The organism is Rhodococcoides trifolii (assembly GCF_014635345.1).
Lineage (GTDB): Bacteria > Actinomycetota > Actinomycetes > Mycobacteriales > Mycobacteriaceae > Rhodococcoides > Rhodococcoides trifolii.
Genome location: NZ_BMCU01000002.1, coordinates 253,987 through 269,112, shown reverse-complemented (window position 1 = coordinate 269,112; position 15,126 = coordinate 253,987). Strand labels below are relative to the sequence as shown.

Genomic DNA, 15,126 nt, shown 5'->3' with positions numbered 1-15,126 from the left:
GACGCAGAGAGAGTATGTACCGCCGCCGGTACTCCCTACGGAGGATGAATACAGCGATCGCGTTGATCTCCTCTCCTCTCTGGAGAGGAGGCAACCGCATGGTTACCCGACACCAGACGGTCGCGGCCGCCCTCGTCGCTGCTCGATACTCGAATAAAGGAGTGACAGCCACCACGACGGTCACCCCACCATCACGCACTCAACGCGAAGGTCTTCCCATGACTGACACACCCGCGATCATCGGCTGGTCCCACGGCCAGTTCGGCAAATCCGCACACCCCGATGTCGAGGCCCTCATGGCCGACGTCGCACTCGCCGCCCTCGAAGACGCCGAGGTCACTGCAGCAGACGTGGACGCGATCTACGTCGGCGTATTCAACAACGGCTTCTCCCCTCAGAGCTTCGAAGGCGCCCTGGTCGGTGTCGGGCACCCCGATCTCGCGCGAGTGCCGGCCACGCGCGTAGAAAACGCCTGCGCTTCGGGCAGCGCGGCGGTCTTCGCAGGCCTCGACCATGTCCAGGCCGGTCGCGGCCGCGTCGTACTCGTCATCGGTGCAGAAAAGATGACCGGACTTGCCGGCATCGACGTCGGAGACGTACTCCTCGGTGCCTCCCATCGCCGAACCGAGTCGAGCGCAGGCAGTTTTGCCGGAATATTCGGCAACATCGCCTCCGATTATGCCGAGCGTTTCGGAGATCAACGGCTCGCCCTGGCCCGCATCTCGGCGAAGAACCATCTGAACGGTGTCCGCAACCCGTTCGCGCACATGCGTAAGGATTTGGGGGTCGAATTTTGCTCGACCGAATCCGATCGCAACCCCGTCGTCGCTGGACCTCTGCTCCGAAGCGATTGTTCGCTCGTCTCGGACGGCGCCGCGGCGCTGGTGATCTCGAACGACACCATCGCGCGCCGCGCTCGACGCGCCGTGACCTTCCGCGGCCGCAAGCAAGCCAACGAACCGCTTCCCCTGGCCGCCCGCCGTGATCCCCTGTTCTTCGACGGTGCCCGTACGGCATTCCTTGGCGCACTCGACGAAGCAGGCATGACTCTGTACGACCTGGATCTACTCGAGACCCACGACTGCTTCACCCAAGCCGAACTAATGCAGTACGAAGCGTTCGGACTGGCCGAGCAGGGCAAGGGCTCGACTGTGTTGGAGGAAGGCCTCACGCACCGTGACGGCAAACTCCCTACCAACGTCTCCGGCGGTCTCAAGGCGAAAGGACACCCCGTCGGAGCGACGGGAGTCTCACAGCACGTCGTAACCGCGATGCAACTCACCGGTGAGGCCGGGGACATGCAGCTCGATCACGTCGACCGCGCGGCGGTCTTCAACATGGGCGGCGCCGCGGTCGCCAACTACGCCTCGATCCTGGAGCGTGCGAAATGAGAGAACTTCCCTACCGCGCGGTCAACCTCGCGAACTTCCTGACCAAGTCGGCGACCCGGATACCCGAGGAACCAGCGCTCATCCACGGAGACACGCGTTGGTCGTGGAGGCAGCTCGACGACGCCGTCAGCACTCTGGCGCACACATTGCGCGCACGCGGCGTCGGATCCGGCGACTGCGTTCTGATCCACAGCACCAATCACGTCGAGTACGTCCAGGCCATGTTCGCGGTGTGGCGTGTCGGCGCGGTGATAGCCCCGACCAACGTCCGTCTCACACCCGCCGACGTCGTCGTCATCGCCACCACGTGCAAGCCATCGTTGGTCATCTGCCACAAAGACTTTCCCGATCACGCGCGCGCAGTGACCGACGCGGTGGACGTAGCCGGCGGAGTGTTGTGGATCGACGCCGACCCCGCGACGTCGGACTCGGTGGCGGGTTCGACGCCCCGCGGTCCATTCGCCGATGCACCGGTGATCGTCGGTGACCACGCGTGGTACTTCTTCACCTCGGGAACCAGCGGTGCCCCCAAGTGCGCCATCCTGACCCACGACCAGATGGGCTTCGTCACCACCAACCATCTGTGCGATCTGATGCCGGGCACTACACAGAACGACCGATCGCTCGTCGTCGCTCCGCTGTCGCACGGGGCAGGGATTCACTTGCTCCCACAAGTGGCCGCCGGTGCAGCCACCGTTCTCACTGTGTCCGGAAAGCTCGATGGCAGTGAAGTGTGGGACCTCGTCGAGCGTGAGCGCGTGACGAACATGTTCACCGTCCCCACCATTCTCAAAGTCATGGCCGAGCATCCCGACGCAGCCGCGCGAGACCACTCTTCCCTGCGTTACGTGATCTACGCGGGCGCACCGATGGGCTCTGCAGATCAGCAGCATGCTCGGCGCACCCTCGGCGATGTGCTGGTCCAGTACTACGGGCTCGGCGAAGTCACCGGGAACATCACCGTTCTCCCGCCCTCGCTCCACGATCACCCTCGGCCGGACGGCGTCGACATCGGTACCTGCGGCTATCCGAGGACCGGAATGCAGGTCAGCATTCAGGACGACTCGGGTGCAGAACTCGCGCCCGGTGACACCGGCGAGATCTGCGTTGCCGGACCGGGCGTCTTCGAGGGGTACCTCAACAACGACGCCGCCAACGAGTCCGCGTTTCGCAATGGATGGTTCCGCACCGGCGACTTGGGTCTGACCGACGACCATGGGTTCCTGTACGTGACCGGCCGCGCGTCGGACATGTACATCTCGGGCGGCTCCAATATCTACCCTCGTGATATCGAGGAAAAGTTGCTGTTGCACCCGGCAGTCTCAGAAGTCGCAGTGCTCGGAATGCCGGATCCGAAATGGGGCGAGATCGGAGTAGCCATCTGTGTTCCCGCCCCCGGAGCCGACTGCACCATCACAGAGCTCCAGGAGTGGCTCGGCGATAGGGTGGCCCGCTACAAGATGCCCCGCCACTTCCTCATCTGGGACGACCTGCCCAAATCCGCTTACGGAAAAATCGTCAAACGTACCGTCCGCGAACAGCTGGAGGCCTCGACATGGCCGCCGGCCGACCAGCCTGCGCGGGCGGAAACGGTGTCGTCGTGACACTCGCGACCAGTCACGGCACCGACCTGTTCCTGGCAGAACTCGCGCAAAATCTAGGAACGGACGTCGTGGTCACCGACCGCGACGTCGTTGCCTCGTACCGCCACGATCAATCACGGTTCACCGACAGCACGGATCCCGTCGCAGTATTGATGCCGCGCGACACCGGTCAGGTCTCGTCCATGCTGGCCCTTGCTGCCCGTTTCGGAGTCACCATCGTCCCCCGCGGAGCTGGCAGCGGACTGAGCGGCGCTGCGAACGCATCGGAGGGCTCGGTCTTGCTGAGCCTGCACCGGATGAACAGCATCGTCGAGATCGATGCCGGAAACCGTACCGTGGTCGTTCAACCCGGCGTCATCACCGCGGATCTGCGCGCCGCGGTGTCGAAGGTCGGCCTGCACTATCCGCCCGATCCCGGCAGCGTGGATTTCTGCAGTATCGGCGGCAACATTGCCACCAACGCCGGCGGTATGTGCTGCGTAAAATACGGTGTCACAGGCGATTTCGTGCTCGCACTGTGCGTGGTCATGGCCGACGGGCAGGTGCTTCGAACCGGACACACGACGGTCAAAGGGGTCGCCGGGTACGACCTGACCAGCCTGTTCGTCGGGTCGGAAGGGACGTTGGGAATCATCACCGAAGCCACCCTGCGTCTCGTCCCGACACCCCGCGCTGCGCACACTCTGGTGGCGTCGTTCCCCACTCTTGAATCAGCGGGACGAGCCGTGGCCAGTATCGTGCATGCCGGACTCACGCCGTCGATGCTGGAAATCCTGGACCGCACCACGATCAAAGCAGTCGACGCCATGACACGTATGGGGCTGGGCGATGGAGTCGAGGCGATGCTGCTGGTGCAGAGCGATGAGCCGGACGCACGTGACGTGCTCGGGCGTATCGAGCAGTTGAGTACCGAGGCCGGCGCAAGCGACACCGTCATTTCCGACGACGCAGCCGAGGGCGAGATGCTGCTCGAAGCCCGCCGGATGGCGCTACCTGCTCTCGAGCAGCTGGGCGACTGGCTCCTCGACGATGTGTGCGTACCACGCACACGCATCGTCGAACTGATCGCCTTCATCGAGGAAGTAGCGCAACGACATTCACTGACGATCGGAGTGTTCGGACACGCCGGCGACGGCAACCTGCACCCGACCATCATTTACGACAGCAACGACGCACAAAGCAGCGCGTCCGCCGTAGCTGCTTTCAATCACATCACTGAGAAAGCCCTCGAACTCGGCGGCACGGTCACCGGCGAACACGGGATCGGTCAACTCAAGAAGTCCTGGCTAGGACGAGAGCTGGGATCGGTGGGTGTTCAGGTGCACCATGCCGTGAAGGAGGCGCTCGACCCGGCCGGCATTCTCAATCCGCTCGGCGTGCTACCTCCACGCGACTCCGTTTGAGTCCGACAAGTCCGGAAGCCGCTTGCTTCTAAGCGCTTCGACCGATAGTGTCCTCGATCACAGACTTCATCAGGATTGTTACTCGGTCACGAGGCAAGACCTGAGCTACACGCATTCGTGCGTGCGGCTCAGGTCTTTTTTTGTGCCCGGGTACAGGACAACGACAAGGAACACCATGGCAATCGTCGACCACAGGTCGCTCGCATCCGACATTCTCGAGGGGGTGGGCGGGCAGGGCAACATCGACTCGGTCGTGCACTGCGCCACCCGACTTCGCTTCAAACTGCGCGACAGCGCGAAGGCGAACACCGACGCGATCAAGGCACTCCCCGGCGTCCTGGCGGTGATGAAAGCCGGCGGCCAGTACCAGGTGGTGATCGGTGACGAAGTACCGACAGTCCATGCCGAGATCACCCGCCTGACCGGTGGCAGCTCGGACGTCGAGCGCACAGAATCAATGACGGATGGCTCCACCTGGTCACCGAAGCGCCTTCTCAACGGGTTCATCGAGGTCGTGTCCTCGATCTTTCAGCCCATCGTGTGGCCGCTTGCCGGTGCGGGACTGCTTAAAGCGCTGCTGAGCCTCGTTCTGCAGTTCGGCTGGCTCGACGCCACCAGTCAGACGTACGTCATTCTCGCCGCCGCGGCCGACTCGGTCTTCTACTTCCTTCCCATCTTCCTGGGATACACCGCGGCGAATCGGTTCGGCGCCAACAAGTTCACCTCGATGGTGATAGCCGGCGCTCTGGTCTACCCGTCGATCGTGGAACTGAACGCGTCCGGTGAATCGGTGAGCTTCTTCTCCATTCCGGTCACGATGTTCAACTACACCAGCTCGGTGATCCCTATCATCGTCGCCGTGTTGATTCAGTCGCGGCTCGAACGAGTGTGCATGCGATTCATCCCGAAGATGTTGCGCAACTTCGCGACACCGATGATCTCCATCATCGTCATGGTGCCCCTGATCCTGCTGACGGTCGGACCGATCACCTCGTTCCTGGCCAATGCGCTCTCCACCGGAATCGGCAACATCTTCGACTTCGCTCCGTGGCTCGCCGGCGGCGTCATGGGCGGCCTGTGGCAGGTGTTCGTCCTCTTCGGGCTGCACTGGGGCCTCGTACCGACCATGCTCAACGACATCGCTGTGACCGGAAGCTCGATCCTGCTCGGCCCCCTGCTCAGCGCCGTCCTCGCTCAGGCCGCCGCCACACTGGCCGTGTTCTTTCGCACCCGCAACACCGTTCGCCGCGCCGTCGCCGGACCCGCCGCTGCATCGGGATTCATTGCAGGAGTAACGGAACCGGCCATCTACGGCGTCAACCTTCCATTGAAGAAGCCCTTCTTCTTCGGTATCGTCGGCGGCGCGATCGGCGGCGCGATCGCGTCCTCCGGAGGCAGTGCTGCGACAGCGTTCGTCTTTCCCTCCGTCCTGGCTCTCTCCGCCTACACAACCGTCGGCAGTTTCGCCCTCCAGATCATCGGCATCGTCATCGCAGTCAGCGTCTCGTTCGCTCTGACCTTCGCCTTCGTGGACCGGGAACAGTCGGCGGACGCGGACGAACCCGCCGACGCAACAGTCCGAGTGGGCACAGTCGAGATCACGTCACCGGTCGACGGAACCATCGTGGCCCTCGCCGACGTCCCCGACCGCGTGTTCTCCTCGGGCATCCTCGGACAGGGTTTCGGTGTCATCCCCGCCGAAGGTGTGGTGCGGGCCCCGATTTCGGGCACCGTCGTCACCGTCATGAAGACGGGCCACGCGTACGGCATCAAATCGGACGACGGCGTCGAAGTTCTCGTGCACATCGGTATCGACACGGTCCGCATGAACGGAGAAGGCTTCACACCTTCGGTAGCCCGCGGCGACAAGGTGACCGCCGGCGACGTCATCGCCGACTTCGACATCGCGGCCGTACAAGAAGCCGGATTCGATCCGATGACCCTCGTCGTGGTCACCAACTCGAAACAACTGGCATCGATCGAACCCATCGGATCGGGAGCCGTCACGCACGGAGCACCCGCCATCGCAGTGACTGTCTGAAAAGGAAACACCATGACCACCAGCAGCTTTCCCGACAAATTCCTCTGGGGCGGCGCCACCGCAGCCAACCAGATCGAAGGCGCATACGACGAGGGCGGTAAAGGCCTGTCCATCCAAGACGTGATGCCCCGCGGTATCACCACCGCGCCGTCCGACGCACCCACCGACGACAATCTGAAGTTGGGCGCCATCGACTTCTACAACCGCTACATCGACGACATCGCACTGTTCGCCGAGATGGGGTTCACCGTCTTCCGATTCTCGATCGCGTGGAGCCGCATCTTCCCGATGGGCGACGAGGACAAGCCCAACGAGGAAGGCCTCGCATTCTACGATCGCCTCCTCGACGAACTCGAGAAGCACGGAATCGAACCGCTGGTCACGATCAGTCACTACGAGACCCCGCTGCACCTCGCCCGCACCTACGACGGCTGGAGCAGCCGCGAGCTCATCGGCTTCTACGAGCGCTACTGCCGCACCCTTTTCGAACGGTACGGCGCACGCGTGAAGTACTGGCTCACCTTCAACGAGATCAACTCCGTTCTGCACGAGCCGTTCATGTCCGGCGGCATCGCCACCCCGAAAACCGAACTGACGCAGCAGAACTTGTACCAAGCAATACATCACGAGCTGGTCGCGTCGGCGCGGGTGACGCGCCTGGCCCGCGACATCATGCCCGGCGCACTGGTGGGCTGCATGATCCTCGCGCTCCCGGCATACCCGTTGACGCCGGATCCGGCGGACGTCGTCGCCGCGATGAAGACACAACACGACAGCTACGCGTTCGGTGACATCCATTGTCGGGGTGAGTATCCGGGGTACCTCCTGCGGTATTTCCGCGATCACGGAATCGAGCTCGACATCACCGATCAGGACCGGGATGATCTGCGCAACACCGTCGACTTCGTCTCGTTCAGCTACTACATGAGCATGTGCGAGACTGCCGACACCTCCGCACGGGTGACCGGTGCGGGAAACATCTTCGGCGGCGTCGCCAATCCGACACTTCAGGCGTCGGAATGGGGCTGGCAGATCGACCCACAAGGCCTGCGCGTGGTCATGAACGACTACTGGGACCGCTGGCAGAAGCCACTGTTCATCGTAGAGAACGGCCTGGGCGCAAAGGACGTCCTCGTCGAGATCGACGGTGTCCCGTCGGTCGAGGACGACTACCGCATCGACTATCTGAACCAACATCTCGTTCAGGTCGGCGAAGCATTGGCCGACGGCGTCGACGTCCTCGGGTACACCACCTGGGGGTGCATCGATCTGGTCAGTGCGTCGACGGCACAGATGAGCAAACGGTACGGCTTCGTCTATGTCGACCGAGACGACGACGGTTCCGGTTCGCTCGAACGCTACCGAAAGAAGTCGTTCTTCTGGTATCGAAATGTAATCAGCAGCAACGGCGCATCGCTCAGCTAGAAGGGGGCGTCATGGAGATCCTGCGGATCTTCAACAACAACGTCGTCCTCGCGCGCGCCGAGCACGGCGGCGAAGTCATCGTGACCGGGCGAGGTCTGGGGTTCCAGGCCAAGCCCGGTCAGCGGGTCGATCAGGAAAAGGTCGCGAAGGTCTTCGTTCCCGAAGACGGCCGAGACCCCGACAACTTCGGCTCGCTCGTCGCCGCCGTTCCACCCGAATACCTCGTCCTGGCCGACCGCGCCCTCGACACCGCGCGCGCAGAACTGGGCATCGCGCTCGGCTCCACGACGGTGATCGCCCTGGCCGACCACCTCAGCTTCGCAATCGTCCGCACCGAGAAGAACATGCCGATGAGCTACCCGCTCCGAGGCGAAGTCGTCCACCTCTACCCACGCGAATACGCGGCTGCAACCAAGGTTCTGAACTACGTCAACGACCGACTCGACAAACCACTGGCCGCAGACGAAGCCGTCGCGATCACGCTGCACCTGGTGAACGCCGGCTTCGCCAGCGGCGACCTCTCCTACACATATCAGATGACCGGGGTCTTCACCCAGCTCTTCGACATCATGGGCGCCGCGAACAACCGCGTCTTCGACCGCGATTCAGTGAACGCAGCGCGGTTCATCACCCACCTTCGCTACTTCTTCGTCCGCGCCACCACTGGCCGGCAACTGGACGAGCGGTCGGGGAAACTCCGCGACGCCATTCGCGATGTGTACCCGGACGCGCACGCCACCGCCATCAAACTTCAAGCAGTACTGGAACTTCGGCTCGGCGTTCCCCTGACCGACGACGAGGTCACTTACCTGACTCTGCACGTAGCGCGCATGGTCGACGAGGATCGCGCCCCCGAGGCCACTGCACCCTGAGGCCATCACACGAAGTGGCGCCGGCGGTTGGCGGCTGCGTGTGGGGGTCGTATCGCGATCGAGCCGCAGGGGAGGACGCCGAGGCCGCGTCGTGCGTAGCGTCCTCACGCCGGCCGATCGAGTCTCATAGCGCCAGTGGTCGATACCAGCCGGCGCCGACGGCTGTGTGTCGGTGTCGACTGCGTTCACGGTTCCGGTGTCCAGGGCTTAGATGGCATGTGTTCGGTGACTGCCCGTCCCCATTCTCCGCATGCTGCCAATTGTGCGATCGCGCGGCGGAGGCGGTGGACCACGGTGATCGGTCGCAGTGTTCGCAGCTCGACCACCGTGTTAACTCTTACCCCTGCTGTTTCAACTCGTTCGGACACGGCGATTTGATGGCTAGACAGAACTCCGGTTTCCGGGTGCCGGCCGGATATCGAGTGGCGCATTCGCCGTTCCCAGGGAGTTCGCGGCTCGCGTACAGGCTCCTCCCCGAAACCTCGCAGAGTATAGGACGTACCGAATCACTCACCGCGACAACAGAGGAGCCCAGGAATGAGCACCGGTCCCGAACCCATGAGCACGCCCGACGGCCCCACCTACGACGGGCGCCCACTCCCCCGACCGACCGAGGACGTGGTCGATCAAGGAGTCGGATTCGACGTCACGACCCTCGTCACCCGCCGACGAGTCCTCAGCATCGTCGGCGCCGGAGCCGGATCTCTGGCCCTGGCAGCGTGCTCGGGTTCCTCCGGCACCATGTCCGCATCGACCACATCGTCCACATCCACCGCGTCGGTGGCCGCGGCCGCCGCGACAAGCGAGATCCCCAACGAGACGAACGGTCCCTACCCAGCCGACGGCACCAACGGCGTCAACGTCCTCGAGGAATCGGGAATCGTCCGTTCCGACGTCACCTCGAGCCTCGACGGCGGCACGACCGCTCCCGGAGTGCCGCTGTCGATGACCTTCACCGTCACCGACCTGACGAACAACAACAGCCCCTTTGCCGGCGCCGCTGTGTACATGTGGCACTGCAACGCGTCCGGCGAATACTCGATGTACTCCGAGGGCATCGAGGACGAGACCTACCTGCGCGGAGTCCAGGTCGTCGACTCGACCGGCACCGTCACCTTCCAGACCATCGTCCCCGCTTGCTATTCCGGCCGCTGGACCCACATTCACTTCGAGGTCTACCCCGATGCATCGTCCGCGACCACCGCCGACAACGCGATCGCCACCTCACAGGTCGCCTTCCCCCAGGACATGCTCGACACCGTGTTCCAGGTCGACACCTACGCGGGATCAGCCGAAAACCTGGCCCAGATAGGAAGTCTCGACAACGACAACGTGTTCGGCGACGGGTACGACCTGGAGATGGGTACCTTCACCGGAGACCCCACTTCCGGCTACGTCGGATCCCTGGCCGTCGCCGTCGACACCACCACCGAACCCACCGCCGGCGCAGCACCCAGCGGCGGCGGAGCCGGCGGTGGGCAGGCCCCCATGGGCGGCGGAACTCCCCCCGCCGCCCCCTCGAACTAACCACCCACGCACGCCCCCAAGCCCACCATCACAAAGGAATCATCATGTTGCACAACCTGACCGGCTGGCACGCCCTCATCGTTCTCGCGATCATCCTGCTCGTCTTCGGCTCCACCAAACTCCCCTCCCTCGCCAAGGGTGTCGGACAGTCCATGCGCATCCTCAAGGACGAGGTGCGCAGTGACACGGCCGCGCCGTCGACCGAGCGCGCTTCCACCATCGACACCACGACCACCGCAGACGGTGCCGCGGTGCCGTACCGACACGCCTCATGACCACGATCACCGCCGCGCGAGGCACCATGCCACTCGCCGGACATGTCAGCGAGGCACGCCGCCGCGCGACCCGCGCGGCGGTGTCGCTCCTCGTCGCGCTTGTTCTCGGCTTCGTACTGTCCGACCAGATCCTCGACGTCCTCCGCACACCGGTCGAAGAGCTCGCGCAGACTCGCCAGGCCAGCCTCAACTACACCACCATCACCGGCGCATTCGACCTTCAGATGAGAATTGCCCTGTTCGCCGGCGTCATTCTCTCCAGCCCGGTCTGGCTGGGCGAACTATTCGCCTACCTCACCCCCGGCTTCACCGTCCGGGAGAAGGAGTACGTCATCGGCTTCACCGCGGCGGCGATACCGCTGTTCGCCGCGGGATGCGCCTTCGGGTTCCTCATCTTCCCCCGCATGGTCACCGTCCTCGCCGGATTCTCCTCCGACAAGGACAGCACCATCCTCGACGCCTCCTACTACGTCGACTTCGTTATGAAAATCGTCCTCGCCACCGGAATTGCGTTCGTCCTCCCGGTACTGCTGGTCATGCTGAACTGCCTCGGGGTGCTGTCCGCACGTCGACTACGCAGCAGCTGGCGCATCATCGTCATCGTCATCGCCCTCTTCAGCGCACTCGTCACGCCGGCAGCCGACGTGCTGTCGATGTTCTTTGTCGCACTTCCGATGTCCGCCCTCTTCGGTACCGCCGTCGCCATCACCACCGTGCATGACAGGCGAATGGCACGACGGGCACTCACCTCCACTCACGCCGACCCGACCACGAACTGGAGTCCCCCATGTTCGGACTGACGATCGAGAAGCTCTTCATCGTCGCGATCATCGGCGGCCTCGTCCTCGGACCCAGCCGCCTTCCCGACTACGCGCACCAGCTCACCCGCGCGATCCGCGCACTGAAAAACTTCGTCGAGACGACTCACACCGCGGCGGAGCACGAGATGGGCATGCCCCTTCGACGCTCTCAATGGCAATCGCTCGACCTACAGCAATACGACCCGCGGCGGATCGTCCGCGACGCACTGCAGGACACCACCGCGAAGACCGACGTGACCGACGTGACCGAGCAGGCGGCACGGGTGCGCCCGGGCCAGAAGTACATCATCACCGGAACCACCTCCCACCCGGTTCGCACACTCATCGCGTCGTTACCCGCCGACGACCCCAGAAGGATCGCAGCGGACGTGGGCCAATCGACGTCCTCGATCGGCGACGACGCACCGCACACCGTGGAACTGCAGAGCGTGGAACTGCAGAGCGTGGGACTGCAGAGCAAGGTACAACCGAGCGAGAAAGTCGCCTGAGGACGACGAGCGTGCTGCGACCGATGCGGCGCCCTCGTGTTCGCGAGGTCGGTCGCATGACGTCGGTCACACGAGGTCGGCGAGGGCGTTCACAGCGTCGCGCACGTGTGCGCGGACATCGGCAGGTAGTCCTGTCACGGGGTGCGGCAGATTAGAGGTCTGCACCAGACCGAGGTCCTCGGCGATAGCGGACGCCACCCGCAGACTTCCGTATCCCGTGAACGACCGCCAAATCGGATCGAGACGGTCCATCAGAACGGCGACACGTTCACGATCGTTCGTTTGCGCTGCGCTTGTCAGTGCCACGCTCACCCGGGGAAGTACGCCGGCTATCACGCTGAACCAGAGGTCGCATCCGCCGAGAAGGCCGGCGGGGGCGAGGTGGTCTCCGCTGACACCGATGGCGACGTCATCCGGTAAGCGAGTCCGGAGCGCCTGCACACGCACGGCCGTGACGTCGGGATCCGCAGAGACGCCCGGGATCTTGATCGACTTCACACTCGGCAGCGCGGACACCCGTTCGTAGAGGTCGTCGGTGAAGGTGAAGTGGGTCGTCGCGGGATTGTCGTACACGCACATCGGAACCGACAAGTTTCTGTCCACCCTCTCGTAGAGATCGTGGACCTCGTCGACCGTCAGATGCTGGTAGGTCATGGGCGCCAGGAGGACAGCCGCCGCACCGACCTGCTGGGCGTCTTCTGCGAGTCGAAGTACCTCTCGAGTACGGAGCGCGCCGATTCCCACCATCACGGGGATTCCAGCCGCATTCTGCACGGCAAGGTCCGCAATGCGACGACGTTCCTCCCGATCGAGGTAGGCGTAACTTCCGGTGGAGCCGAGGGCGCCGATGGAGTCGACGCCCGCCTCCACCATGTTCGTGATCAGGCCGACGAACGCGCGCTCGTCGACCGCTTCATCAGCGATCGGGGTCAACGGAAAGGCAGACAAACCCGAGAACATACATGCTCCGAACTGTGAGGCGAGGCCCAAGACACCCGTCCAGTACCGGATGTGCCACCCGACAGTAGATCAGTGATCAGCTGCGGCACACCGCCGAAAAGGCGAACCCTGCCCTCGTGCGTTCGAGGGTTGGACGCGCGGTCAAGGGCGGATGGGACCCGACCCATATCTCCCCCACCGGGCCAGGTTTGACGCAACGCTTACCTCGAAGTGCTCATCGGTATTCCGCCTGAAACCATTCGGAAACGACACCGGCCTACGTTTTCTTCACCCGGGAGCTTCGCGCCGTGGTAGCTCGGTTCGTGAACGACACCTCAGGAGGCCACATGACACAGCCGACCAACACGGTCACACTCGACGTTGCCGACACCAGTCGAATCCCATGGGACACACTGGCAGTCGCGCAGATCGGCGCGGAAATCCCGTTCAAATCGCTGTTGGCAGACCCCGACACAGGTATGCAGGTGATGCTCCTCCGCTACGCCGCCGGGTTCACCAACACCTGGCACACCCATCCCTGCGCCCACGGGATGTACGTTCTGGACGGCGTCCTGAAAACCCATGAGGGCGAGTACGGGCCAGGCAATTTCGTCTGGTTCCCCGAAGGAGGATGGATGGAACACGGGGCCACCGTCGAGAACGACGTAACATTCCTGTTCATCACCAACAAGCCGTTCGGGATCTGCTACGAGTCCGATTCCGACCATCCGTACCCGATCAATGTGGACACCAACGGATCTCAGACGTAACTGCATACGCGAGGCCCAACGAGTTGCGAAGGCGGAACGCGCCCGATGCGCTTCCCCTGTGACAGCACCCCGATCAGCTCCGTCCAAGACATCGGAAAGTGTGCAGTCGGCTGACGCGACAGGCCTCTTCACGCCCTTTACGCCGTGGGCAACAACCCTTTACAGTCCTCCGGCGATTCTGATGTTGGCACCGGTGACGTAACTCGCGTCCGGGGACAGCAGCCACGCCACGGCGCCGGCAATCTCGTCCGCGTCGCCTGCTCGGCCCAGAGGAACGGTCTCGGCAACGCGTGCCGGTCGGTCCGGGTCGCGATGAAACTGCGTCCAGATCGTGCCGGGAGAGACCGCATTCACGCGGATGGCGGGCGCCAATTCCTTCGCCAGTCCCACAGTCAACGCGTCCACTCCCGCTTTGGCCGCCGCGTAGTGCACATACGTCGACGCGCTACCGAGTGTCGCTGCGGCAGAAGAGATGTTCACGATCGATCCGCCTCCCGCTCGCGTCAACACCGCCTGGGCGTACTTGCAGCACGCGATGACTCCGACCAGGTTCACATCGACATCTCGACGTATCGCGGTCAGGTCGTTGTCCTGGAGCCGGCCCACCGCGGTCACTGCTCCCGCGTTGTTGACCACACCCCGCACCGCACCGAAGCCTTCGGACGCGTCGAACAACGCCGCCACCGACTCCTCGTCGACCGTGTCGACCTGCACGCAGAGCGCCCGGACACCCAGGGCACGGATGTCGTCGGCAACAGATTCGGCAGCATGAACGTCGGAGCGATATCCGATCACGACGTCCCAACCAGCCCGTGCAATTCGGAGGCTGATCGCTCGACCTATGCCTCGTCCACCACCGGTCACCACCGCGACACCAGGAACGTCCACCTCGCCGAGGCTAGCGGAAATGCGACCTGAGACGTCGTTACCCGGGCGAAGCCCCGAGGGTTCACGCCACCGCAGTGTGAACTGGTCGCGGGCACAACACCACTTATTCCGAAGTCCAGCCGATCTTCGGCGAACCCACCAGTAGTCGACGGATGGGTCAGCGACTGCCGCGGGTCGGACACGGCGCCCCGTCGACGGTCACCGAGGCCTACGAGGAGGATCGGTGCGCACTTGTGTTGCGGGGGCACACCTGCAGTCGAGTGCTGTGGCAGACATGAGTCGTTTCCGCGTCGGACGCGAACTCAGATGAACGAGCAGAGCATGCGACGACAATCGAACGGTCGCAGGCGACTTCGCCCCATGGTCACCACGCACCTCGGCCAGAGAATCGCCAGGCCAGGGACCCACACCGGTCGGACGAGGCCCGTGCTTTCCAACTCCGAATAAGCCCTGAATCCGAAAATGTCACACCCGGTGTCACTACAGACGTGACATTCTGTGACACCAAAGGCCTATGGAACGCAAGAAAGCCCCCGACCGACACCAGACAGTGCAGGTCAGGGGCTTAACAGACGCTCCCCCATCTGGACTTGAACCAGAAACCCTTCGATTAACAGTCGAATGCTCTGCCAATTGAGCTATGGGGGATTGCGGTGAACCGAGATCAGACTCTAGCGCATGG

General features: G+C 63.5%; 13 protein-coding genes and 1 tRNA gene. 11 read left to right on the top strand and 3 right to left on the bottom strand.

Features of this window, described 5'->3' with window-relative positions:
• Window positions 1–218 precede the first annotated feature (218 nt).
• The 10 genes from IEW02_RS08305 to IEW02_RS08260 all read left to right on the top strand — a co-directional run bounded on the left by IEW02_RS08305 (window position 219) and on the right by IEW02_RS08260 (window position 11,847).
• Complete coding sequence (locus tag IEW02_RS08305; protein WP_188544347.1) at window positions 219–1,391, top strand: thiolase domain-containing protein; 1,173 nt, start codon at window positions 219–221, stop codon at window positions 1,389–1,391.
• A complete protein-coding gene (locus IEW02_RS08300) occupies window positions 1,388–2,995 on the top strand; it encodes an acyl-CoA synthetase (protein ID WP_188544346.1) in 1,608 nt (535 codons plus the stop codon). Before IEW02_RS08305 ends, IEW02_RS08300 begins: the two co-directional genes overlap by 4 nt.
• Window positions 2,992–4,398 carry an FAD-binding oxidoreductase gene (locus IEW02_RS08295; RefSeq protein ID WP_371829924.1) on the top strand — a complete coding sequence of 469 codons (1,407 nt, stop codon included), beginning with the start codon at window positions 2,992–2,994 and terminating at the stop codon, window positions 4,396–4,398. The genes IEW02_RS08300 and IEW02_RS08295 overlap by 4 nt, the downstream gene beginning before the upstream one ends.
• 175 nt (window positions 4,399–4,573) lie before the next feature.
• Window positions 4,574–6,439, top strand: coding sequence for a beta-glucoside-specific PTS transporter subunit IIABC (locus IEW02_RS08290; protein ID WP_188544344.1), 1,866 nt, complete (start codon window positions 4,574–4,576; stop codon window positions 6,437–6,439).
• A gap of 12 nt (window positions 6,440–6,451) precedes the next feature.
• Entirely contained in the window at window positions 6,452–7,864 is a 1,413-nt protein-coding gene (locus IEW02_RS08285; protein ID WP_188544343.1) for a glycoside hydrolase family 1 protein, read from the top strand.
• Window positions 7,865–7,875: 11 nt separating this feature from the next.
• Window positions 7,876–8,736 (top strand): PRD domain-containing protein, encoded by an 861-nt coding sequence (locus tag IEW02_RS08280; protein WP_188544342.1) that lies wholly within the window; start codon window positions 7,876–7,878, stop codon window positions 8,734–8,736.
• 537 nt (window positions 8,737–9,273) lie between these two features.
• Entirely contained in the window at window positions 9,274–10,263 is a 990-nt protein-coding gene (locus IEW02_RS08275) for an intradiol ring-cleavage dioxygenase (RefSeq protein WP_188544341.1), read from the top strand.
• A 44-nt stretch (window positions 10,264–10,307) separates the two neighbouring features.
• Window positions 10,308–10,538, top strand: a complete 231-nt coding sequence (locus IEW02_RS08270) for a twin-arginine translocase TatA/TatE family subunit (protein ID WP_188544340.1) — start codon at window positions 10,308–10,310, stop codon at window positions 10,536–10,538.
• Window positions 10,535–11,338 carry a twin-arginine translocase subunit TatC gene (gene tatC, locus IEW02_RS08265; RefSeq protein WP_188544339.1) on the top strand — a complete coding sequence of 268 codons (804 nt, stop codon included), beginning with the start codon at window positions 10,535–10,537 and terminating at the stop codon, window positions 11,336–11,338. Before IEW02_RS08270 ends, tatC begins: the two co-directional genes overlap by 4 nt.
• Window positions 11,326–11,847: a twin-arginine translocase TatA/TatE family subunit gene (locus IEW02_RS08260; RefSeq protein ID WP_188544338.1), complete on the top strand. Its 522-nt coding sequence runs from the start codon at window positions 11,326–11,328 to the stop codon at window positions 11,845–11,847. Before tatC ends, IEW02_RS08260 begins: the two co-directional genes overlap by 13 nt.
• A 66-nt stretch (window positions 11,848–11,913) precedes the next feature.
• Here IEW02_RS08260 and IEW02_RS08255 read toward each other — a convergent pair whose 3' ends face one another.
• Window positions 11,914–12,795 (bottom strand): dihydrodipicolinate synthase family protein, encoded by an 882-nt coding sequence (locus IEW02_RS08255; protein WP_229745890.1) that lies wholly within the window; start codon window positions 12,793–12,795, stop codon window positions 11,914–11,916.
• Window positions 12,796–13,133: 338 nt separating this feature from the next.
• On the opposite strand from IEW02_RS08255, the gene IEW02_RS08250 reads away from it, so the two are divergent.
• Entirely contained in the window at window positions 13,134–13,556 is a 423-nt protein-coding gene (locus IEW02_RS08250; RefSeq protein WP_188544336.1) for a cupin domain-containing protein, read from the top strand.
• Between the two features lie 159 nt (window positions 13,557–13,715).
• Here the strand turns inward: IEW02_RS08250 and IEW02_RS08245 are convergent, their stop codons facing one another.
• Entirely contained in the window at window positions 13,716–14,444 is a 729-nt protein-coding gene (locus IEW02_RS08245; RefSeq protein WP_229745889.1) for an SDR family NAD(P)-dependent oxidoreductase, read from the bottom strand.
• A gap of 575 nt (window positions 14,445–15,019) precedes the next feature.
• Window positions 15,020–15,092: transfer RNA gene (locus tag IEW02_RS08240), tRNA-Asn, on the bottom strand.
• Window positions 15,093–15,126 lie beyond the last annotated feature (34 nt).

What these genes read in the sequence shown, in the direction of transcription:
- IEW02_RS08305 (WP_188544347.1), top strand. Translation starts at nt 219, where the DNA reads ATGACTGACACACCCGCGATCATCGGCTGGTCCCACGGCCAGTTCGGC.
- IEW02_RS08300 (WP_188544346.1), top strand. Translation starts at nt 1,388, where the DNA reads ATGAGAGAACTTCCCTACCGCGCGGTCAACCTCGCGAACTTCCTGACC.
- IEW02_RS08290 (WP_188544344.1), top strand. Translation starts at nt 4,574, where the DNA reads ATGGCAATCGTCGACCACAGGTCGCTCGCATCCGACATTCTCGAGGGG.
- IEW02_RS08285 (WP_188544343.1), top strand. Translation starts at nt 6,452, where the DNA reads ATGACCACCAGCAGCTTTCCCGACAAATTCCTCTGGGGCGGCGCCACC.
- IEW02_RS08280 (WP_188544342.1), top strand. Translation starts at nt 7,876, where the DNA reads ATGGAGATCCTGCGGATCTTCAACAACAACGTCGTCCTCGCGCGCGCC.
- IEW02_RS08275 (WP_188544341.1), top strand. Translation starts at nt 9,274, where the DNA reads ATGAGCACCGGTCCCGAACCCATGAGCACGCCCGACGGCCCCACCTAC.
- IEW02_RS08270 (WP_188544340.1), top strand. Translation starts at nt 10,308, where the DNA reads ATGTTGCACAACCTGACCGGCTGGCACGCCCTCATCGTTCTCGCGATC.
- tatC (WP_188544339.1), top strand. Translation starts at nt 10,535, where the DNA reads ATGACCACGATCACCGCCGCGCGAGGCACCATGCCACTCGCCGGACAT.
- IEW02_RS08260 (WP_188544338.1), top strand. Translation starts at nt 11,326, where the DNA reads ATGTTCGGACTGACGATCGAGAAGCTCTTCATCGTCGCGATCATCGGC.
- IEW02_RS08250 (WP_188544336.1), top strand. Translation starts at nt 13,134, where the DNA reads ATGACACAGCCGACCAACACGGTCACACTCGACGTTGCCGACACCAGT.